The organism is Bradyrhizobium sp. USDA 3240 (genome assembly GCF_054063295.1).
In genome coordinates, this window is record NZ_JBSSGD010000002.1 from 7,230,300 (window position 1) to 7,251,115 (window position 20,816).

A 20,816-nucleotide genomic window follows, 5' to 3' on the forward strand; every position below is an offset into this window, starting at 1 on the left:
CGGTCTATACCGGCGACTCGTGGCCGTTCCTGTGCTTTGGAACCTCCTCGCATCTCGTCGGCGAAGGTAACCAAAACAACATTAGATCGGTCCCCGGAACTCCGCTACAGAGCGGGCGTTTTCGGCCATGCTTCCCCGAGATTAGAAAGAAACGAAGTGCTGACAAATATTGTCGTCTCCGTTGTTAGGACCTGTACGCGTTTTGCCCTTCCGGTTGTCATTCTCGCTGTGCTGCTGTCGATCGGCGCCGGCTTCTATACGGCCCGCAATTTCTCGATCAATACCGACATCAACAAGCTGATCTCGCCCGATCTGGACTGGCGCAAGCGCGACAACCAGTTCGAGGAAGCCTTTGACCGCGAGCGGTTGATCCTGGCCGTCGTCGAGGCAGCGACGCCCGAGCTGACCAGCTCGGCCGCGAAGGCGCTCACCGCGAAGCTGCAAGCCGATAAGAAGAACTTCGAGGCGATCACCGCGCTCGGCTCCGGCGAATTCTTCGAGAGGAACGGCCTGCTGTTCCTGCCGACCGAAGAGGTTGGCAAGGTCACGGGCCAGCTCGAATCGGCCGCGCCGCTGATCGAGATCATGGCCGGCGACCCTTCGATCCGCGGGCTGACCGGTGCGCTCGAGACCGGCCTTGCCGGCGTCAAGCGCGGACAGGTCAAGCTCGACAATGCCGCGCCGCCGTTCAACCTGATCTCCGAGACCGTCGAGACCATCCTCGCCAAGGGCAGCGCGACCTTCTCATGGCGTGAGCTCACCAGCGACAAGCCGCTGACCGATTCGGACAAGCGCGCCTTCATCGAGATCAAGCCGATCATCGACTATTCGGCGCTGGAGCCGGGCAAGGGCGCGACCGACGCGATCCGGCAGGCGGCCGCCGATCTGAAATTCCCGACTGAATATCACGCGCGCGTTCGCCTGACCGGACCCGTGCCGATCGCCAACGAGGAATACGCCACCGTGCAGGACGGCGCGATCACCAACGGCATCGGCACCGTGGTGATCGTGCTGATCATCCTCTGGCTGGCGCTGCACTCCGGCAAGATCATCTTCGCCGTGTTCGTCAACCTGTTCATCGGTCTTGCGCTCACCACGGCGGTCGGCCTGATGATGGTCGGATCGCTGAACCTGCTCTCGATCGCCTTCGCGGTCTTGTTCATAGGTCTCGGTGTCGATTTCGGCATCCAGTTCAGCGTTCGCTACCGCTCCGAGCGCTTCAAGAACGACAATCTGACGCTCGCGCTCGAGAACGCTGCGCGCCGCTCGGCGGTGCCGCTGTCGCTTGCGGCGATGGCGACGGCCGCCGGCTTCCTCTGCTTCCTGCCGACCGATTACAGAGGCATCTCCGAGCTCGGCAAGATCGCCGGCGCCGGCATGCTGATCGCATTCCTCACCAGCATCACGGTGCTGCCGGCGCTGCTCGATCTGCTCAATCCGCCCGGCGAGAAGGAAGCGGTCGGCTACGCCTTCCTGGCCCCCCTCGACCACTTCCTGGAAAAGCACCGCATCCCGATCATTGTCGGCACGATCCTGATCTCCGTCGCTGGTTTGCCACTGCTCCACTACATGAAGTTCGACTTCAACCCGATCAACCTGCGCAGCGCGAAGGTGGAATCGATCGCGACCTTCCTCGACTTGCGGAAGGATCCGAACACCGGCGCCAACGCCATCAATGTGATGACACGCTCGGAAGCCGACGCCAAGAAGATCGAGGCCAAGCTCGAGAAGCTGCCGGAAGTGTCGCGCGTGGTGTCGCTCGACAGCTTCGTGCCTGACGACCAGCCGGCCAAGCTGAAGCTGATCGCGCAGGCGGCCAAGACGCTCAACCCGGCACTCAATCCGGATTCGGTCGATCCTGCGCCGTCCGATCAGGAGAATGTCGAGTCGCTGAAGAGCTCGGTCGACAGCCTGCGCAGGACCGCGGGCGACAGCAAGGGGCCGGGTGCGGTTGCCGCGCGCCGGCTCGCCGACGCCCTGCAGAAGCTCGCCGATTCGAACCAGGCGATCCGCGACAAGGCGCAGGATGTCTTCGTCGCACCGATGAAGATCGTATTCGACCAGCTCAAGAACACGCTGCAGGCCCAGACCGTCACGTTGCAGAACCTGCCGCCGGAACTGGTCGCGAGCTGGAAGACCAAGGATGGCTTGATGCGCGTCGAGGCGGAGCCGAAGGGCGATCCGAACGACAACGACAATCTGCGCCGCTTTGCCGACGCTGTGCTCGTTGCCGAGCCGACCGCGATCGGTGGGCCGATTTCAATTCTGAAATCTGGCGATGTCGTCGTCGACGCATTCATTCACGCCGGCATTCTGGCGCTTGTGGCGATCAGCGTGCTGTTGTGGCTGGCATTGCGCCGCGTCGTCGACGTGTTGCTGACGCTGGTGCCGCTGCTGGTTGCCGGCATCGTCACGCTGGAAATCTGCGTGCTGATCGGGCTGCCGCTCAACTTCGCCAACATCGTCGCGCTGCCGCTGCTGCTCGGCGTCGGCGTCGCGTTCAAGATCTACTATGTCACGGCGTGGCGCCAGGGCAGGACAAACCTGCTGCAATCGAGCCTGACGCGCGCGATCTTTTTCAGCGCGCTGACCACGGCGACCGCGTTCGGCAGCCTGTGGCTGTCAAGCCATCCCGGCACCGCGAGCATGGGCAAGCTGCTCGCGCTCTCGCTCGTCACCACGCTGGCGGCAGTGTTGCTGTTCCAGCCGGCGCTGATGGGCAAGCCGCGCGAGGTCGGCAAAGAGGAGGATATCGCCAACGACGTCACCTGACGCCTAGGCGGTTCGTTTTCGATCCGGCTTGGCGGCAGGTGCCCCCGAGCCGTGATTTCAGACCGAGCGATCCAGTCATCCCGGCGCGCGTGAGCATCTGTGCTCTCGCGCGCGATCTCACATCCGCTAGTGCGTCGGTCGCGCGATGTCCGGCAGCAGGCAGATATCGCCCACGACGTCAGCAGACGCATTGGCGCTGCCTGGGGCATTGGCTGCTTGCTTTTGACCCGGCTTGGCAGCAGGCGCCACGGCGCCGGTGGTCTTCTGCGGTGCTGCCGATTTGGGCAGGGCACCCTTCGCTGCCGGGCTGCCGGCGACAGGCGGGTTGCCGGCGACGCTCATGGGGATCGGCGGACCGACGCGGGTCCAGGTCTCGCCGCCGCACAGGAAGCCGAGCACGCAGCCCTGGATCTCGAGCTGATCGGTGCCGACGGGCTTGATGGTTGAGCTGTAGAGCTGGCCGTCCTTCGCGTTGTAGACTTGGCCTTCCCACGCGTCGGTGCCGGCCTTCTTCTTCATGTCGATCAGGATCGGCATACCGAGCGTCGGCCTGGTTTGCTTCGCAGGATCAGGATTGTTCTTATCCTTGCCGCCGGGGGTTTTTTCCCAGGACACAGCACCCCACATGTTGCCATTACACTGGGCGACGCGGATGGTGGCGACACCGTCTGCGACCTTCCAGTCGCCGGTCGGGTCCGCTGCAAATGCCGGTGATAATACGGTGGCCAAAAATAAACCTGAAAAGGCTATTGTACGCGCGAAAGTTCTTGGGCAGTGCAACATGGTCCAAACCTGTGCTTATCTAGACGATCCGAGCGGGGGTCAAAACGCCGCTAGCGAGCGTTTTAAGTTGACGAGATGGCCATCAACCGACGTATGTAACGAATGGTAAGTTCCAATTTAGACGTTTCCGAGATATTTGTGGAGCGCGAGGGGCAGCGCGGTGCCATGCACACGCGTCACCTCAACGAGCAGCTCGTTCGCGTCCTCAAGACCATCGGCTATGACGTCGGCTTCCAGAAGGGGCAAGGCCAATACCTCTTCGATCGTCAGGGGGCTCGTTACCTCGATCTATTGAGCGGATTTGGCGTTTTTGCGATTGGCCGCAATCATCCGGACCTGCGCAAGGCGCTGAAGAGCGTGCTCGACGCCGATCTGCCGAATCTGGTGCAGCTCGACGTCTCGACGCTGGCCGGCGTGCTCGCGGAACGGCTTCTGGAGTATGTCCCATATCTGGACAAGGTGTTTTTTGCCAATTCCGGTGCCGAAACCGTCGAAGCGGCGATCAAGTTCGCGCGCGGCGCCACCGGCCGTCCTGGTATCGTCTATTGCGGGCATTCGTTCCACGGCCTGTCCTACGGCGCGCTGTCGCTGACCGATGATTCGAATTTCCGCAGCGGCTTCGAGCCGCTGCTGCCGGGCTGCACCGCGATCCCCTTCAACGATCTCGAGGCGCTCGAAAAAGCGCTGTCGTCGCGCCAGGTCGGCGCGTTCATCGTCGAGCCGATCCAGGGCAAGGGCGTCAACATGCCCACCGACGAGTTCCTGCCCGGCGCGCTGGCGCTGTGCCGCAAATACGGCACGCTGTTCATCGCCGACGAGATCCAGACCGGCATTGGCCGGACCGGCAAGTTCCTCGCGATCGAGCATTGGGGCATCGAGCCCGACATGGTGCTGCTGGCCAAGGCACTGTCCGGCGGCCACGTGCCGATCGGCGCGCTGCTGACGCGCAAGAACATCTTCGACAAGATCTTCAACCAGATGGATCGCGCCGTCGTGCACGGTTCGACCTTCGCCAAGAACGATCTGGCGATGGCTGCCGGTATCGCCACGCTCGATGTCATCAAGGCCGAGAAGCTCGTCGAGAACGCCGCCAAACGCGGCGCCGAGCTCCGCCTTGCGCTGACGCGCATGGTGCCCGGCTTTGAATTGATGAAGGAAGTCCGCGGCAAGGGCCTGATGATCGGCGTCGAGTTCGGTCCGCCGAAATCGCTGCGGCTCAAGGCGTCGTGGAATCTGCTGGAGACCGCCAACAAGGGCCTGTTCTGCCAGCTGATCACGGTGCCGCTGTTCAAGGATCACAAGATCCTGACCCAGGTCGCCGGCCACGGCCTCCACACCATCAAGCTGCTGCCGCCGCTCATGATCACCGAAGAGGATTGCGGCTGGATCGAGAAGTCGTTCGACGACGTGATCGCCGGCAGCCACAAGGTGCCCGGCGCGATCTGGTCGCTCGGCAAGACGCTGGTCGACAACGCGGTGCGCAAGTCGGCGTGAGTTCGATCCTGTAGCCCGGATGCAGCGAAGCGAAATCCGGCGTTCTCGATCTTTGCGAGACTGTTCCCGGATTGCGCTGCGCTCCATCCGGGCTACAAGATTTGGTCATTGCGAGCGAAGCGAAGCAATCCATCGCACCAAAGCGGAGGCATGGATTGCTTCGTCGCTGTCGCTCCTCGCAATGACGAGGCGTGACCGTTTTACTCACCCTTCCTTGTTGGCGTGCATCGCGCTCTCGAACTTGTCGCCGAACTCCGTCAGCTCATCGGCGCCGAGGTCGCTGACCGCCCAGTAATTCAGGCCGCGGTCGCTCCAGCGCCGGATGTTGAAGCCCTGCAAGGTCGAGATCTTCGCCGACTTCCGTTCGGTGCTCGCGGTCTGCGCCACGAACAAATTGATGACGTGCTGGCGGCGCTTGTAGACCACCGCGCCGATCTCGCGGGCGTTGACGTAGTCGAGCCGGCCGCCGATCAGGGTAAAGCCCTGCGCGGTGAGATCAATCACCGGCGGCGAGACGTCGAGCTTGCCGTTGAACCAGGGCTTGACCGTATGCTGATCGGTCGAGACCACGTCGATGAGGTGGCCGGCCTGCAGCGAGCGCAGATGCGCCGACACCACCTCGTTCTCGACGCGCTGCTCGTCGTCATTGCGCAGCACGATCGCGACGAGGCCGGTCGCGGCCATGGCCGACACGGCGGAGCCCATCGCGAAGCCGCGCAGCACCGAGCGCCGGGTCGGCGCCGCCTGCGGCTGCGGCAATGATTTCTCGATCTTGCGGCGCAGCTCGAGCGGCGCCTTGTAGCGCACGTCGCTCTCGGCGATCGCCTGGCGGATCTCCTGATACTCCTTCATCAGGGCGGCGCAATGCGCGCAACCCTCGATATGGGCTTCCACTTCGCGCGCATGGCCGGCGTCGAGTTCGCCGTCGATCAGCGCGTGGACCAGCACTTCGGCTTCCTCGCAGTTCATTTCACTTGCTCCTGTTCCGCGAGCCAGGCCGATCGCAGCATGGCGCGGGCGCGTGCGAGGCGTGACATCACGGTGCCGACAGGCACGGCGGCGACATCGGCGATCTCGCGGTAAGAAAGATTCTGGATTTCCCTGAGCACAAAGGTCTCGCGGAACGGCTCGGCGAGCGCCGCGACCAGCTTGCGCACGGTGTCGCCGTCGAAACGGCGCAGCAGCTGCTTTTCCGGTGTCTCCGGCGCCTCATTCCACAGCGGGGTCTGATCGCCGCCCTCGGGCAGCTCCTCGACCGCGGTGGGGGCGGTCTTGCGGCGGGCATATTCGGCGCGGCAGACATTGCGCAGGATCGCGAACAGCCACGGCTTCATCGCGGGTCCACGGTAGCTGTCGAAATGCTTGAAGGCGCGCAGATAGCATTCCTGCACCGCATCTTCGGCGTCGGCGGCATCGCGCAACAAGTAGCGTGCCAGGGTGTAGGCGTCGTCAAGGTACGGCAGCGCGGCTTCGCGGAAACGCCGCGCCTTTTCGGGATCGTCTTGCGACGCTTTGACAACCATCGTGTCCTGCCCGGCATGTCGAGAAACGGCTTGTGCCCGGTCGGGGGCGGAGGGCCACCGGCCGGGCATCGCTGTGATTGTATGGGTGGTCACGTTACCCAACCTTGATACTGCCTGTCATGTGCGGATGCAGCGAGCAGAAATACTTGTACTCGCCGGGCTCCGTGAAGGTGAACGAGAAGGTGCCGTCGGTATCCATGGTCTTGGAGCGGAACTTGCCCGCGCACACCACGGTGTGCGGGATGTCGTCGCGGTTGGTCCAGGTCACGGTGGTCCCAACCTTCACGTCGAGCGGGTTCGGCGCGAACGAGAAGTTGTCGATGTGGACCGCGGTATCTTCGGCGCGGGCCGCCGTGACTGGAAGCAGCATGGTTGCGACCACGGCTATACCGAAGTCGCGTCGATTGATCGAACTCATCGGTCTCGTCCCTTAGCCCTGCAACGGCGTGTCGATGATCGCCAGCGGCTGGCTGTTCTGCTTGAAGTTGATGCTGGCGACGCCGAGCATGCTGCGCAGCTTGGCATCCTCGACCTTCATCGGGCCGGGCGAGGGGGCGGCACCCGGTGCCGGCTGCGGGAAGGCAGTCGAACGCGCGGTGTGGAAGGTGACGTTGCCCTCGACCTTCTGCATCACCTGGTGGATGTGGCCGTTGAGCACGGTGACCGAGCCGAAGCCCTTGACGTATTCGAGCGCGCGTGCGCCGTCCTCGGTGCCCCAGCCCCATTGCGGATAGACCGTCCACAGCGGGATGTGGGCGAACAGCACGATCGGCGTCGACTTCGAGCGGCCCTTGAGGTCGTTCTCGAGCCATTCCAGCTGCTCGTTGCCGAGATTGCCTAGGCCGCCGCCCTTGAGGTCGACGACGTTGACGAGGCCGACGAAATGCACGCCGCCGGCGTCGAAGGAGTAGTAGCCCGGGCCCTTGGTGCCCTTGCCGTAACGCTCCTTGTAGAGCTTGACCTCCTCGTCGATGAAGTCGTGCTCGCCCGGCACGTAATGCACGTCGAGCTTGGCCTGCGAGATGATGCGGTCGGCATCATCGAATTCGGATGCCTTCGACAGATGCGTGATGTCGCCGGTGTGGATCATGAAGGACGGCTTGACCTGCATCGCCCGGACCTTGTTGATGGCCTCTTCAAGCGTGCCGATGGCATTCGGGTTGGCCGGCTTGTCGAAGCCGACATGGCTGTCGCTGATCTGCATGAAGGTCATGCCGGTGGCAGCTTCAGCTGCGGCCGCCGAGCCGACGATGCCGAGCGAATGCGGCACGCCGCCGGTGACCGTCCAGAGTACGCCGGTGCCGGCCCAGGTCATGCATTCCAGCACCTTGCGTCGGCTGACGCCTTTCTCTTCATCGTGGTGATCGTGATCGTGTCCGCTCATGACAAGTCTCCCATGGGCCCAAGGATTGGGTTTCCGGGGAGGTGATCGGCGGGCCTAAGGGTTTATTCCCGCGGCTTTGGAGGGGGTTGAGGGCCGGGATGACGATTTCGTGAGAGCCGGAAAGCCGACGGCGTCATGGGCAGCCATGTGGCCGGCGCGACAGGTGGACGCAAGGGCAAGATGCGCCATTGAAGGCGTGGGGCCTGCAACGCTATCGACCCCGGCAAACCACTGATCGGAGGTCACCGGCGGCTGTCACTGCGGCGAGGTTCGTTACGAGGTGACCGGGGAACCAGTCGTCCATGCGCTGTGTCACTGCACCGATTGCCGACGCCATGCCGGCGCGCCGATGGTCGGTTGGGTGATGGTCGCTGAAGGCATGGTCAAGATGACCAAGGGGCAGCCCACCATCTACCGGTCCTCCGAGCATGGCCGACGGCATTTCTGCGCGAATTGCGGCACCGGGCTTTTCTACACCAATGGCAACATGTTGCCCGGCTTGATCGACATTCAGAGCGGCACCTATGACGATCCCGATGCAGTGCCGGCCACGATGCATATCCAGGTCGCGGAGCGACTGCGCTGGATGGAAGCGGTGCATGAGCTGCCGACCATCGAGCGCTATCCGTCGCAGGAATGACCGGCCGCCGACGGGCGCAGCGGCGCTGATGCGCGCCGCAACATGGCGAGGCGCCGCAACATAGATGAACGGCCGCAACAAAGCTGTCTTGCAGCCGTCAGCATAGTGTCAGCGCTCCTGCATAAGAATGGCAGACTTCATTCGCCACACCGGGAGATCTTCATGAGCGACCACGCAGGCGTTGAGCATCACCACAAGGCCGCCGAGCACCACGAACACGCGGCGCGTCATCATCGCGAAGCCGCCAAGCACCACGAAGCCGGCGATCACCACAAGGCGGCGCATCACGCCCACAGTGCCCATGGTCACGCCAGCCATGCCCAGCATCACCACACCGAGGCCAGCCGGCATCACGCCGAGCACCATGGCGAACACTAATAAACGTTCCAGTACTGCGTGAGTGGCTTCTGCCGTCCCCGCAAGGGGACGGCGCTTTCTTTTGGCGGGCGCTGCGCGCTGACGCTCTTATTCGTCGAGCGCCCGATCATTCACGGACAAACCAGCACGGGGGTCTTTGCCTGCGCCAGCACCTTGTTTGTCACACTGCCGATCAGAAGCACGGAGAGTCCGCTGCGTCCGTGCGACGACATAACGATGAGATCGCAACCCCTGTCCGCGGCCGCCGCGATAATCGCTTGGTGGGGTTGTCCGTTCTCCGCCAGCACCGTCTCGCAGGGAATGCCGGCCTCTCTGGCCGCATTCGCTGCGTCGTTCAGCGCTTTCGTGGCCTGCTCCTTGCGCATCTCGGCATAGTTGGCGATCGTCTCGCGGAAATGCCCCGTCAGTTCCGAAAACGGCTCCACGGCGAAAATCACGGAGACCTTGGCTCCGATGGATTTTGCGAGCGCCATCCCTTGGGCGATGCCGTGCTTCGCTAGTTCCGATCCATCCGTCGGAATGAGAATATGCCGGTACATGCTTCAACTCCCGTGGTGTTTCAGGAATTCGCAAGCGAAGAGCGACGCAGGACGGAAGGCGAAACTTGAAGAGATCGTCTGCACGAGGCAGCAAGAACGTCACGTCGCGGCCCGAACGCTTGAGAAGCCTCGGCAAGGCAACCCGGCGCTGCGGAATGTTGTGCGAACAGCACTGCGCCATCCAGGGCCTATTCGTCCTCGTCTTCCGGACCGCCGTGCTGCTCGATCGCATTTCGCATGCCGCGCATGACGGCGAACGACACGAAGGCCATCCTTCGCTTCTGGTCATCGCTCAATGTCTTGTACAGCGGCTCCCAGGCATCGGAGAGCTTCTTGAGGTCGGTCCCGCGCTGAATCAGCCGGTCCGCCCTGCGTTGCATCATCTCGACCGGATTGCCGTCATGAAGGCCGTCCATCGCACCGTTCTCGTGCAATTCGGCAATCCGCTCCAGCCGGGCCTGCCGATTTTTCGCCCGCGTGCGGATCGCATCCTCGATCGCCGGCCAGTACTTCTCCTGATCGGGGGTGAGTTGCAGGGCGGCTTTGACGATGCCGACGCGCATGTCGGTCAGGCTCTTGAGGTCGGCGGCGCTGGGTGACGCTACGCCGACAGTCGGGGATGTCTCTGCTGTGAAGGCGAGAGACGAGGTTGTCACCAAAAATGCAATCGCTACGGCGGCTGCGTTCCTCGTCATTGCAAACTCCTGAGCTGCTATCGCGGATGTCCGCGAGAAGAGACACACGATCTGGTCAGCCGCGGGTTGATCTATGTCAAAGGGAAATATGGACGCACTTCTGACCGTTCGGGAAATGCCGCGGGACTTCGCGTAGGCCGGCGTGGCTCAGCGGTGGCCGGTGGGACGACGGTGACGGATTGAGCTAGATCAAGATCGAGCGGTCCGTGGTGATCAAAAGGTGCTGTCCAAGTCGTTTCGACCGGGCGGTACCATGCACCTTCTGCTCAAGGAAATACGACATAATCCACTGCTCTGGATGTTGATCTTCGTACCGATCGTGCTGGCGGTCGAAACGGCAGCTCCGTCCGCCCATACGGCGCTGTTTGTGCTCGCTGTCCTGGCCATCGTGCCATTGGCTGCCCTTCTCAGCCACGCGACGGAGAGCGTCGCGGAGAAAACGGGCGATGCGATCGGAGGCTTGCTCAACGCAACCTTGGGAAATCTGACCGAGCTGATCATCGCGATCGCAGCGTTACACGCCGGAGAATACATGCTGGTCAAGGCATCGATCGCCGGTGCCATCGTCACCAACTCGCTCTTCATGCTTGGCGCATCGTTCCTGCTCGGTGGGCTCCGCCATCATGTTCAGGAGTATAATCGAGCCGGCGGGAGGATGTACGCGGCGTTGCTGCTGATGGCCACGATTGCGCTGCTCGCCCCCTCAGCCGTCGCCGACCTTGATCCGGCAGGCGGCCAAGCCATGGCGCTCGCTCTCAGCACAGGCCTCGCCGTGCTGCTGATGAGTGCCTACGGGCTGGGCCTGCTGTTCTCGCTCAAGACCCACAAGGAGCTGTTCGCAAGCGAGGAGCACGGCGAGACCGGCGGCGCCGGCTGGCCGATCGGACTTGCGTTGGGTACGCTTCTCGCCGTCACGGTGCTGGTCGCCCTGGTCAGCGAGATATTCGTGAGTTCGGTGCAGAAAGCAGGCGAGACGCTGGGATTGAGCCCGGCGTTCGTCGGTTTCATCATCGTCGCGCTGGTCGGCGCCGCAGCAGAAATGGCCGTGGCATTCTCCGCGGCGCGCAAGAACCGGCTCGACATGAGCGTCAGCATCGCGCTCGGAAGCGCCTCGCAAATCGCCCTGTTCGTTGCGCCTGCGCTGGTTCTTCTAAGCTATGTCATCGGTCCGAAGCCGATGGACTTGCAGTTCTGGCCGGGTGCCGTGACGATGGTCATGATCGCCTCCGTGACGTCCTGCTTCATCACCAATAGCGGACGGTCGGCATGGTTCATTGGCGCCTTGCTCGTGCTGATCTATGCGATCTTTGCCATGACGTTGTACATGGTGCCGCCGGGATCGCACGCTGCGGTTTGATCATCCATCCAACGACTGCCCAGCCGGATCAGTATTGATACTGCTGTTGCGGGCAGATCATTTGACCGTATCGATCATGATAGCAGCCCTGATTGCCGTAGTAGCCATAGCTGCCATAGTACGCGCCAGCCGCGGCCGCGGCGCCGGCCGCCGCAGCAGCACCATAGCCCCAGCCTGGTCGATAGTAGCCGCCGCCATAACCGGGATAGCCGGCGACCGGGCGGCCGGGGCGTCCTGCAATCGGTCGGCCCGGATAGCCCGGACGGCCGGCGATCGGGTGTGAGGGGCGCGGGCGGCCGGCGGCGCGATATCCTCCACCATGGATCCTTCCGGCATGCATCCTTCCGGCACCGGCATGCATGCCGCCGCCACGCATCCCACCGCCATGAAATCCGCCGCCTCCGCCGCCACGGAAACCGCCGCCTCCACGGCGGGCATAGGCGTCATCAGGAACGAGGCAGACAGCAACGAGGAGCAGAACTGCCAGAGCGGCGAGGATGCAACGAAGCATGGCGTGTCCTCCCTAGCGGACGAGGTTGCGAACCCTGAAGCAGCATCATGCCAAGGGCGCCGGGTTGACGTAGATCAACGGAACGCAATCGCGTTCGAGATGCCGGGTTCCGCGGGCGCCTTCGCGCAACCGCGACAGGCGCCTGCTTTCAAATCTCCTCCGGCACAATCTGCACTTTGCTGTCGAAGCGGCCCTGCTTAGAATGCCGGACTTCGGAGGTTACGTGACTTGTCGTGTCACCTCTCAGTCAGGCGACAGCCCCATCCATTGCCGAGTTCACCAACGTTTTTTCGCTTGCGGCCGTGCGCAGTCGGAATAGTTGAACCAACCTCGATCCGAGGTGTTCTGTGGCGCCGGAACCCCGCGATTTGCAGCGGCGATGATGAGGACGGGCTCGGAGACATCAGCCTCGCAGGCAACATTCTGCGGGGCGTCTCTCCAATCTCGATCGCTTTGGCCGTGTTCTTGCACAGTTGGCATCGCCTCGGGGAGAGAACGAACGTGCGGAAAGCGGATGTAACGTGCGCGTGCTGTGGCGCAGGTTTCCGGCGGTTGGAGCTGTGGTCCGAACCCGGCGCCAAAGGTGAGTATCACTGTCCCGTTTGCGGCTATTTGCTTGAAGCATTTGATGGCACCAACCTGATCGCCTATCGGCTGACGATCCAGCCGGTGCGCGCACCGGTCTATTCGGTGAAGCAACTCGACGATCGACGATGACGTGACGTTCGGCTGCCATCGGCGCGCAACTGGTCAGTATCGTCCAGGTCCAGCCCAAACCTGGCCTGGACCCATCTCGCTTCGGCTTTCGAGGTCGATGCGAACGTAGCGCGCCTATGAGAAGGTGTCGCGGCCCGCGCGCTCGGCAAACGTTCTGATCGCCGCAACCATTAGGTCCGGCGCTTCCTGCGCGACGCAATGCCCGACGCCGTCGAACCTCCAGCGGCTGGCGTGCGGGATCAGGGCGGCGGCGCGGTCGGCCATCTCCTTGTAGACTGGCCATGACTGTTCGGCCGTGGCGATGCGGATCGGGCAGGCGATCTCGGAGAACCACGGGAACGGATTGCCGCGCGCATCGCCGGTGTAGATCTGCTCCATGGCCTGGAAGATCGGCCCGAGCAGTGCCGACTCGATCTCGGGCGTACAGCGCAGCCGCATGCGGCCATCGTCGAGCCGCGCAAAGCCGTGACGGACATAGGCCCACAGCGAGGGCTCGGTCCACGGCGCGAACGCCGGCGCGGCGCGCAATCGCCGGAACAAATCGTCGGAATTGTCGAATTCGGCGCGGCGACGCAACACGCCTTGCACCGATGCGTTCGCGATCTCGCTCAGGCCGCCGCTCCGCGGCGTGCGCGGATCCATCGCGGTCGGCTCCGTCACGAACAGCCGCAAGAAGCGGTCCGGCATCAGCTTCGTGGCGAGCATCAGGTCGGTCGCGCCGGCGCTGTGACCGATGCCGTAGATGTCACGGAGATCGAGGCGTTCGACCACCATGCAGACATCGTCGGCGAAATCCTGGAACTGATAGCGCTCGGCCGCCGGCTTGTGGCTCAGGCCATGGCCGCGGCGATCGAGCGCATAGACGGTGTAGTCGGCGGCGAGCGCCTCGGCGACCTCGGTCCACACTTCGGCGACAAAGCCGGTGCCGTGCAGCAGCAGCGCCGGTGGCTTGCCGGAGGCCGGCTCGCCCCATCGTGCCAGCGCGATCTGCGCGCCGGCATCGCCAACAAGAATGCGCTTGCTGGAGTTCATCGTCGTTCTATCGCGCATCCTGCAGGATCATCGCCGCGGCTTTCTCGGCGATCATCGCGGTCGGCGTGTTGGTGTTGCCGGAGGTGATGGTCGGCATCACGGAGGCATCCGCGATGCGCAGGCCGTTGAGGCCGTAGAAGCGCAGGCGCTCGTCGACCACGGCCATCGGATCGTTGGCCGTTCCCATCTTCGCGGTGCCGACGGGGTGGAAGATCGTGGTGCCGATGTCGCCGGCGGCCTTGGCGAGCGAGGCGTCATCGTCGCCGACCGAGGGACCGGGCAGGAACTCCTCGGGATGATATTGCTCCAGCGCCTTCTGCTTCATCAATCTGCGCGTGGTGCGGATCGCGTCGGCCGCGACCTGGCGGTCGTCCTCGGTCGAGAGGTAATTCGGCGCGATCGACGGCTTGTCGTCGGGCGCGGTCGAGCGGATCCGCACCGTGCCACGCGAGGTCGGCTGCAGGTTGCAGGCGCTCACGGTGATCGCGGGGAACCGATGCAGCGGGTCGCCAAATTTGTCCAGCGACAGCGGCTGCACATGGAACTGGATGTTGGCGCGCGAGCGCGTCTCGTCCGAGCGCGTGAAGATGCCGAGCTGCGACGGCGCCATGGTCAGCGGGCCGCGGCGACGGAATGCGTAGTCGAGGCCCATCAGGCCGCGGCGCACGAGATTGTAGTAGGTCTCGTTCAGCGTGCGCACGCCCGATACCTTGTAGATAGCGCGCTGCTGCAGATGGTCCTGCAGATTATGGCCGATGCCTTGCACGTCAGCCACGATGTCGACGCCGAGCGGCGACAGCCATTCGGCCGGGCCGATGCCGGACCGATGCAACACCTGCGTGGTGCCGATCGAGCCGGCGCAGAGGATCACTTCGCCCTTGGCGCGCGCCTCTACCGTCTCATTGCCCTGGCGGAACTCGACGCCGGCGGCGCTGCCGCTCTCGATGATCAGGCGGTCGACCAGCACGTCGGTCTCGAGCCTGAGATTGCTGCGGTTCAGCACCGGCTTGAGGAAGCCGCGCGCCGACGACCAGCGCCGCCCACGCTTCTGGTTGACGTGGAAGTAGCTGGTGCCCTCGTTGTCGCCGGTGTTGAAATCCGGGATGCGCTTGATGCCCATCTCCTCGGCGGCATCGCCGACCGCATCGAGGATCTGCCACGACAGCCGCGGCGCCTCGATGCGCCAGCCGCCGCCCACACCGTGATGCTCGCTCTCGCCGAGGAAGTGATCCTCCAGCCGCTTGAATGCCGGCAGCACGTCGCTATAGCTCCAGCCGGTGAGGCCGAGCTGCCGCCAGTGATCGTAGTCGGCGGCCTGGCCGCGCATCGAGATCATGGCGTTGATCGCCGACGAGCCGCCGATCACCTTGCCGCGCGGATAGGCGAGCGCGCGGCCGTTGAGACCTGGCTCCGCCTCGGTCTTGAACATCCAGTCCGAGCGCGGATTGCCGATCGCGAAGAGATAGCCGACCGGGATGTGAAACCAGATCCAGTTGTCCTTGCCGCCGGCTTCCAGCAGCAGCACGCGCTTCTTCGGATCGGCCGACAGGCGGTTGGCCATGATGCAGCCCGCCGTGCCTGCGCCGACGATAATGTAGTCGAAATCACCCTCGAGCCTTCGCGGCATGTCTTCGTTCCCGGCAAGCGTCTTCTGTTGGGCTCCTATTAGTCAGACGCAGCCAGTCGAGACAAGCCCGGCCGACGGCGCCGGGCTTGCGCTGGATGATCAGGGACGGCTGGGCTCCGCGAATGTGACCTCGGGGCCAGGCCGCGGCACGCAGAGGATCAGCGTCAGCATACCGACAGCGAGCAGCGCGCCGACCAGGGCGAGCGGTGCGTAGATGCTCCCGGTTGCGACATTCATCCAGCCGATCAGGGCAGGGCACACCGCGCCGCCGAACGAGCCGATCGCGCTGATCAGCGCGATGCCGCCCGCCGCGGCGCTGCCTTCCAGCATCGCGTTCGGAATGGTCCAGAACAGCGAGAGAATCGCGAAGATGCCGATCGAGGCGATGGCCAGCAGGGTTACGGTCAGCAGGATGCTGCCCTGCGCGGCCTGCAGGGCGATGAAGCACGCCGCCGCGACGAGGCCGCAAGCGACCACGTGCCAGCGCCGTTCCCGCGTGCGATCGGAACTGTAGCCGATCGCGACCATGCCGATCGCCGACGCCACCGAAATCGCGCCGCTCAGCCAGCCGATCTCGGTTGTGGTCGCCACGCCGACGCGCTTGAGCAGCGTCGGCATCCACAACAGGATGGTGTTGAGCGAGCAGAAGAACGCGAAATAGATGAAGGCGAGCAGATAGACGCGCGGCTCGCGCAGCGCGGCCGCGAAGCTGCTTGTCGTGTCAGGGACGGCGGCGCGATCGCGCGCGAGATCGCTTGCGACCCGCCGTCGCTCGTCGGCGCTGAGCCAGGCTGCGGCATCTGGCCCGTCGGCGAGAGTAAGATATGCGGCGATGCCGAGCAGCACGGCGGGAACGCCTTCGAGGATGAACAGCCACTGCCAGCCGTGCAGGCCATGGACGCCCTGCATGTGATCCATAATCAGGCCCGACAACGGTCCCGCAATGACGCCGCCGAGCGGCACGGCCATCACGAACAAGCTCGTCATGCGGCCGCGCACGCGGTCCGGAAACCACAGCGTCAAGTAATACAGGATGCCCGGGAAGAAGCCGCCCTCGGCGGCGCCGAGCAGGAAGCGCAGCAGATAGAGGTGATACTGGTTCTGCACCAGCGCGAGCAGCACCGTGACAGTGCCCCACAGCAGCATGATCCGCAGCAGCGTCTTGCGCACGCCGATCCTGACCAGCAGCAGATTGCTCGGCACTTCGAGCGCGACATAGCCGACCGAGAAGATGCCGGCGGCAAGCCCGAACACCGCGTCATCGATGTTGAGGTCGTGCAGGAATTGCAGCTTGGCAAAGCCGATGTTGAAGCGATCGATGATCGCCACTGTGTAGCAAGCCAGCAGGAACGGGATCAGGCGCCAGGCGATTCGTCGATAGAGCCGCGATTGGGCCGCATCCTGCATGAAAGTCTCCTCAGTGATTATTGTGATTGTTCGTTAGTGCGGCGACGGCAGCGCGCTCCCTCGCCCCGTTCTTACGGGGGGAGGGTTGGGGTGAGGGGCTGTCTCCGCATAGTCAAAGAGAGCTAGGCATGCGGAGACTCCCCCTCACCCGGAATGCATCTCGCGATGCATTCCGGCCTCTCCCCGCACGCGGGGCGAGGCGAATTGGACTTCGCCGCGAGTGTCCTTCGCTATTTCGCCGAAAACTCCAGCATCGCTTCGCCGGCCGCGACCGTCTCGCCGCGCTGGTTCTGGACGGCGACGTCGACCAGCACCCAGCGCGACTTCGCGGTCGTCTGCTTGGCCTTGATGGTGCCGGCGGGTCGGATGGTGTCGCCGGGCTTCACCGGCTTCAGCCAGCGCGTCTCGAGCCTGCGATGGATCGCGCCCGCGGGCAGCGCCCAGTCGGTCAGCATACGCGAGATCAGGCCGAAATTGTTCATGCCGTGCATGATGATGCCGCCGAAATTGGTCTTGCCGAAATCGCCCTTCATGTAGTTGTCGTCGAGATGCAGCGGGTTGTAGTCGAGCGATGCATCGCAGAACAGGCGGATCGATTCGCGCGAGACGGCGAAGGCGGGGCCGTCGATGGTGTCGCCGGCCTTGAGAGCGTCGAAATTCGCTGTGGTCATCGTGATCCTCCTTACATCGGGCGGATGGTCTGGCCGCGACCCGAGCAGATCACGTCGCCATGCTGGTTGAAGAAGACGTTGTCGTGCACCACGAACAGCCGCTCGCGCTTGATGAACTTGTCGAGCGCGCGGGCCCGCAGGGTGATGGTGTCGCCGGGGCGGGCAGGGATGTTGTAGCTCCATGACTGCCCGGCATTGACGGTGCCGGGCGAACGCATCCAGTCGTCGGCCGGGGTGCAGGCGAACATCAAGAGGATATGAATCGCGGGTGGCGCGATCAGTCCGCCATAGGGCCCGGCCTTCGCGACCGCTTCGTCGAGATAGAGCGGATTGGTCTCGCCGACCGCACGGCAGTACAGCGCGATCGCGTCCTGCATGAGCAGGTAGGGCAGTGTCTTGCGCGGTTCGCCGGGGACAATGTCGTCCCACACCTTGCGCAGTTTCGCGTCCTTCCAGAAATCGGTTTCGAACGGGGTGGCCGCAGAACTTTCTGCTTGCGCCATCGAGGATCCTCCTGCTATTCAGTTCGCTAGGCGAACATTTAATTCGCTAGGTGAATTGACGCTAGCGCGGTCGGGAGCCCCTGACAAGCGGGCAGCGCCGCGTCATGTGCAGGCAGCCATGCGGGCTGCGATGTGAAGAGCAGAACGACGCCCCCACCAAGATGACGCCATGAGCAAAGAGAGCGACGGCTTCGTGCGCGCGATCGCGCGCGGTTTCTCGATCATCGAGGCGCTCGGCAAACCGCCGGGCCGGCATACGCTGGCGGAGGCCGCCGATACTGCCGATCTCAACCGCGCCACCGCGCGCCGCATCCTCGCGACCCTGGTGGCGCTGAAATATTGCGCCTCGGATGGACGCTATTTCAGCTTGCGGCCGCGCGCGCTCGGGCTCGGCCTGTCCTATCTCAATGCATTGCCCTATTGGGCGCATGCGCAGCGCGCGCTGGAGAATTTGCGCAACGAGATCGGCGAGTCCTGCGCGATGGCGGTGCTCGACGAGGACGAGATCGTCTATGCGCTACGCCTGCCGGCGCGGCGGATCCTGTCGGCCAATCTCGGTGTCGGCAGCCGGCTGCCCGCGCATCTGGTGTCACTCGGCCGCGTGATGCTCGCGGCGCTGCCGGCCGGCACCCGCGAGGCCTATCTTGCGACCGGCGGCTTCAGGCAGGTCACGCCGCGGACGGTGACCGATCCGGAGCGGCTCGGCGAATTGCTCGCGCGGGTCGAGAGCGGCGGCTACGCCTGGGTCGATGGTGAGCTCGATCCGGCGATCTGCGGCATCGCCGTGCCGTTGCGCGATCCGGCCGGTACGGTGGTCGCGGCGCTCAGCGTCAACACGATTTCCGGCACGGTCAGCGAGGCCGGCGCGCGCAAGAAATTTCTGCTGCCGCTGCGCCGCACCGCACAGGAGATCCGCAGCCAGATGCTCACCTCGGGCTAGGTGGGATCTCTTGGAGCGCTACTGGATGAGAACGAGCAGTTATGCTTTCATGCGCCCAGATCGATCGGCCGGGAGCTCTGCTTGTGGGCGAACGCGTGGAGCGGAGACTGGCAGCGGTACTGGCGGCGGATGTCGTCGGCTACTCGCGCCTGATGGGGGCCGATGAAGTCGGTACACTGGCGGCCTTGAAAGCACACCGTCGCGAGGTGGTAGATCCGGCAATCGCCGAACACAGGGGCCGCATTGTCAAAACCACCGGCGACGGCATGCTGGTCGAGTTTGCCAGCGCCATGGAGGCCGTGACCTGCGCCGTGGTGGTACAGGACAAGATGGCGGAGCGGAATAGCGAAGCCGATCCCAAGATCACCTTCCGCATTGGCATCAACGTAGGCGACATCATAATCGATGGCGACGATATCTTCGGCGATGGCGTCAATGTCGCTGCGCGGATCGAGAGCGAGTGCGAACCGGGTGTGGTGTGCCTCAGCGAAGACGCGTTTCGTCAGGTGCGGGGAAAGCTCGCGTTCTCGTTCGACGACATAGGGGAAAGATCGCTAAAGAACATCGACAGGCCGGTGCGGATCTATGCGGTGCGCTCGGCCGTATGTTCGCTCGGGGCGACAACCGCCGAGATCGGAAAATGTTTGCCGCTGCCCGACAAGCCTTCCATCGCGGTGCTGCCCTTCCAGAACATGAGCGGTGACCCGGAGCAGGAGTATTTCGTTGACGGCTTGGTGGAGGAGATCATCACCGCGCTCTCGCGGTTCAAATCGCTGTTCGTAGTTGCCCGCAATTCGAGCTTCACGTTCAAAGGCCGGGCCGTCGACATCAAGGAAGTCGGACGTAGACTTGGCGTGCGCTACGTCCTCGAGGGCTCTGTGCGCAAGGCGTCGGGGAGAGTCCGCGTCACGGGTCAGTTGATTGATGCCGTGACGGGCGCGCACGTTTGGGCGGACCGATTCGAGCGTGACCTGACGGATATTTTTGCTCTCCAGGACGAAGTGACCGCCGCTGTGGTCTGCGAGATCCAGCCGGAATTGCTTCAAACAGAAATCGCAATGGCGACGCGGCGGCGACCGGAGAACCTCACCGCGTACGATTTTTATCTGCGAGCCCTGCAACATTTCTATATGACAACCCGAGCAGGGCTGGCTGAGGCGATAAGACTGACGCAACGCGCTTTGGAGCTCGATTCTGGGTTCGGCCGAGCCGCTGCTTTGGCCGGTGTCTCTCATATGAACAATGTCCTTTGGGGCTACGCTGTCGATCCCCAATTCGAGAGGAAGGAAGCAATTCGGCTCCTTCGCTTGGTATTGAGCATCGACGACAGTGATCCAGACACGTTGGCATTTGTCAGCCTCATCTCGGCATATTTTGTCGGCGATTGCGAAAGTGCGATTGAAATCGCAGACCGCGCAGTCTCGCTCAACCCAAACTCATATCCCGCATGGGCCAACAGAGGTTGGGTCTACAGAGTCGCGGGGCTGCAGGAAGAAGCGATCCGAAGTTTTGAACGTGCTATGCGTATGAGCCCGGTAGACCTACGGCTACATTTGACCTTCAATGGCATGGCGCACGCCCTGATTGAGCTTCGTCGCTTTGACGAGGCCATCGTCGCAGGGAAGAAAGCCCAACGCCACAATCCCTCTTTTTCGCCGGCCTACCGCTGTCTTGCATCCGCCTTTGCTCACCTCGGACGTGACGCTGAGGCCCGTGAGGCGGCGTTACGTCTGCTTGAGGTAGAGCCCACCTTTACGATATCAGAATGGGTCGCTCGCGGTGGGCAATCAAATGCGAAGCTGCTGATTGAGGGCCTTCGGAAGGCGGGATTGCCGGAATGAGG

Annotated in this window: 20 protein-coding genes and 1 pseudogene; 7 read left to right on the forward strand and 14 right to left on the reverse strand. The window is 63.5% G+C overall.

All coding sequences use genetic code 11. From position 1 onward, the window contains the following. Positions 1-156 precede the first annotated feature (156 nt). Positions 157-2,772 (forward strand): hopanoid transporter HpnN, encoded by a 2,616-nt coding sequence (hpnN, locus tag ACVIGA_RS34710; protein ID WP_456669555.1) that lies wholly within the window; start codon positions 157-159, stop codon positions 2,770-2,772. Between the two features lie 126 nt (positions 2,773-2,898). Here the strand turns inward: hpnN and ACVIGA_RS34715 are convergent, their stop codons facing one another. Beyond that, entirely contained in the window at positions 2,899-3,555 is a 657-nt protein-coding gene (locus ACVIGA_RS34715) for a DUF2147 domain-containing protein (RefSeq protein WP_375779894.1), read from the reverse strand. A gap of 102 nt (positions 3,556-3,657) precedes the next feature. Here ACVIGA_RS34715 and hpnO point away from each other — a divergent pair, with 102 nt between their 5' ends. Next, on the forward strand, positions 3,658-5,049 hold the full coding sequence (gene hpnO / locus ACVIGA_RS34720; protein WP_456669556.1) for an aminobacteriohopanetriol synthase HpnO: 1,392 nt from the start codon (positions 3,658-3,660) through the stop codon (positions 5,047-5,049). Positions 5,050-5,253: 204 nt separating this feature from the next. Here hpnO and ACVIGA_RS34725 read toward each other — a convergent pair whose 3' ends face one another. The 4 genes from ACVIGA_RS34725 to ACVIGA_RS34740 form a co-directional block, all read right to left on the reverse strand. Continuing rightward, on the reverse strand, positions 5,254-6,018 hold the full coding sequence (locus ACVIGA_RS34725; RefSeq protein WP_223970855.1) for an anti-sigma factor family protein: 765 nt from the start codon (positions 6,016-6,018) through the stop codon (positions 5,254-5,256). After that, a complete protein-coding gene (locus tag ACVIGA_RS34730) occupies positions 6,015-6,572 on the reverse strand; it encodes a sigma-70 family RNA polymerase sigma factor (protein WP_223970994.1) in 558 nt (185 codons plus the stop codon). The genes ACVIGA_RS34725 and ACVIGA_RS34730 overlap by 4 nt, the downstream gene beginning before the upstream one ends. Positions 6,573-6,666: 94 nt before the next feature. Beyond that, positions 6,667-6,990: a cupredoxin domain-containing protein gene (locus ACVIGA_RS34735; RefSeq protein WP_097670580.1), complete on the reverse strand. Its 324-nt coding sequence runs from the start codon at positions 6,988-6,990 to the stop codon at positions 6,667-6,669. 12 nt (positions 6,991-7,002) lie between these two features. Further along, positions 7,003-7,956: a metallophosphoesterase family protein gene (locus ACVIGA_RS34740; RefSeq protein ID WP_097670581.1), complete on the reverse strand. Its 954-nt coding sequence runs from the start codon at positions 7,954-7,956 to the stop codon at positions 7,003-7,005. Positions 7,957-8,203: 247 nt separating this feature from the next. Here ACVIGA_RS34740 and ACVIGA_RS34745 point away from each other — a divergent pair. Then, a pseudogene (locus ACVIGA_RS34745) lies at positions 8,204-8,596 on the forward strand (GFA family protein); the annotation flags it as partial. Positions 8,597-8,704: 108 nt separating this feature from the next. Here the strand turns inward: ACVIGA_RS34745 and ACVIGA_RS34750 are convergent. From ACVIGA_RS34750 to ACVIGA_RS34760, 3 genes are all read right to left on the reverse strand, one after another. Then, a complete protein-coding gene (locus ACVIGA_RS34750) occupies positions 8,705-8,971 on the reverse strand; it encodes a hypothetical protein (protein ID WP_456669557.1) in 267 nt (88 codons plus the stop codon). 113 nt (positions 8,972-9,084) lie between these two features. Further along, positions 9,085-9,513 (reverse strand): universal stress protein, encoded by a 429-nt coding sequence (locus ACVIGA_RS34755; protein ID WP_456669558.1) that lies wholly within the window; start codon positions 9,511-9,513, stop codon positions 9,085-9,087. 188 nt (positions 9,514-9,701) lie between these two features. Continuing rightward, a complete protein-coding gene (locus ACVIGA_RS34760) occupies positions 9,702-10,208 on the reverse strand; it encodes a Spy/CpxP family protein refolding chaperone (RefSeq protein ID WP_456669559.1) in 507 nt (168 codons plus the stop codon). Positions 10,209-10,461: 253 nt separating this feature from the next. Between ACVIGA_RS34760 and cax the strand changes: the two genes are divergently transcribed. Beyond that, entirely contained in the window at positions 10,462-11,565 is a 1,104-nt protein-coding gene (cax, locus tag ACVIGA_RS34765; RefSeq protein ID WP_456670951.1) for a calcium/proton exchanger, read from the forward strand. 28 nt (positions 11,566-11,593) lie between these two features. Here the strand turns inward: cax and ACVIGA_RS34770 are convergent, their stop codons facing one another. Then, positions 11,594-12,076, reverse strand: coding sequence for a hypothetical protein (locus ACVIGA_RS34770; protein WP_456669560.1), 483 nt, complete (start codon positions 12,074-12,076; stop codon positions 11,594-11,596). A gap of 501 nt (positions 12,077-12,577) precedes the next feature. On the opposite strand from ACVIGA_RS34770, the gene ACVIGA_RS34775 reads away from it, so the two are divergent. Continuing rightward, on the forward strand, positions 12,578-12,793 hold the full coding sequence (locus ACVIGA_RS34775) for a hypothetical protein (RefSeq protein ID WP_456669561.1): 216 nt from the start codon (positions 12,578-12,580) through the stop codon (positions 12,791-12,793). Between the two features lie 114 nt (positions 12,794-12,907). Here the strand turns inward: ACVIGA_RS34775 and ACVIGA_RS34780 are convergent, their stop codons facing one another. From ACVIGA_RS34780 to ACVIGA_RS34800, 5 genes are all read right to left on the reverse strand, one after another. Continuing rightward, positions 12,908-13,825, reverse strand: a complete 918-nt coding sequence (locus ACVIGA_RS34780; RefSeq protein WP_375779903.1) for an alpha/beta fold hydrolase — start codon at positions 13,823-13,825, stop codon at positions 12,908-12,910. Between the two features lie 7 nt (positions 13,826-13,832). Beyond that, positions 13,833-15,452 carry a GMC family oxidoreductase gene (locus ACVIGA_RS34785; protein WP_456669562.1) on the reverse strand — a complete coding sequence of 540 codons (1,620 nt, stop codon included), beginning with the start codon at positions 15,450-15,452 and terminating at the stop codon, positions 13,833-13,835. A 99-nt stretch (positions 15,453-15,551) separates the two neighbouring features. Continuing rightward, positions 15,552-16,859, reverse strand: coding sequence for an MFS transporter (locus tag ACVIGA_RS34790; RefSeq protein WP_456669563.1), 1,308 nt, complete (start codon positions 16,857-16,859; stop codon positions 15,552-15,554). Between the two features lie 230 nt (positions 16,860-17,089). Then, entirely contained in the window at positions 17,090-17,530 is a 441-nt protein-coding gene (locus ACVIGA_RS34795; protein WP_456669564.1) for a MaoC family dehydratase, read from the reverse strand. A gap of 11 nt (positions 17,531-17,541) precedes the next feature. After that, on the reverse strand, positions 17,542-18,033 hold the full coding sequence (locus ACVIGA_RS34800; protein WP_456669565.1) for a MaoC family dehydratase: 492 nt from the start codon (positions 18,031-18,033) through the stop codon (positions 17,542-17,544). A gap of 169 nt (positions 18,034-18,202) precedes the next feature. Here ACVIGA_RS34800 and ACVIGA_RS34805 point away from each other — a divergent pair, with 169 nt between their 5' ends. Together ACVIGA_RS34805 and ACVIGA_RS34810 are read left to right on the forward strand one after the other, a co-directional pair. Further along, complete coding sequence (locus tag ACVIGA_RS34805; RefSeq protein ID WP_456669566.1) at positions 18,203-18,973, forward strand: IclR family transcriptional regulator domain-containing protein; 771 nt, start codon at positions 18,203-18,205, stop codon at positions 18,971-18,973. Positions 18,974-19,056: 83 nt separating this feature from the next. Continuing rightward, positions 19,057-20,814 (forward strand): adenylate/guanylate cyclase domain-containing protein, encoded by a 1,758-nt coding sequence (locus ACVIGA_RS34810; RefSeq protein WP_456669567.1) that lies wholly within the window; start codon positions 19,057-19,059, stop codon positions 20,812-20,814. Positions 20,815-20,816 lie beyond the last annotated feature (2 nt).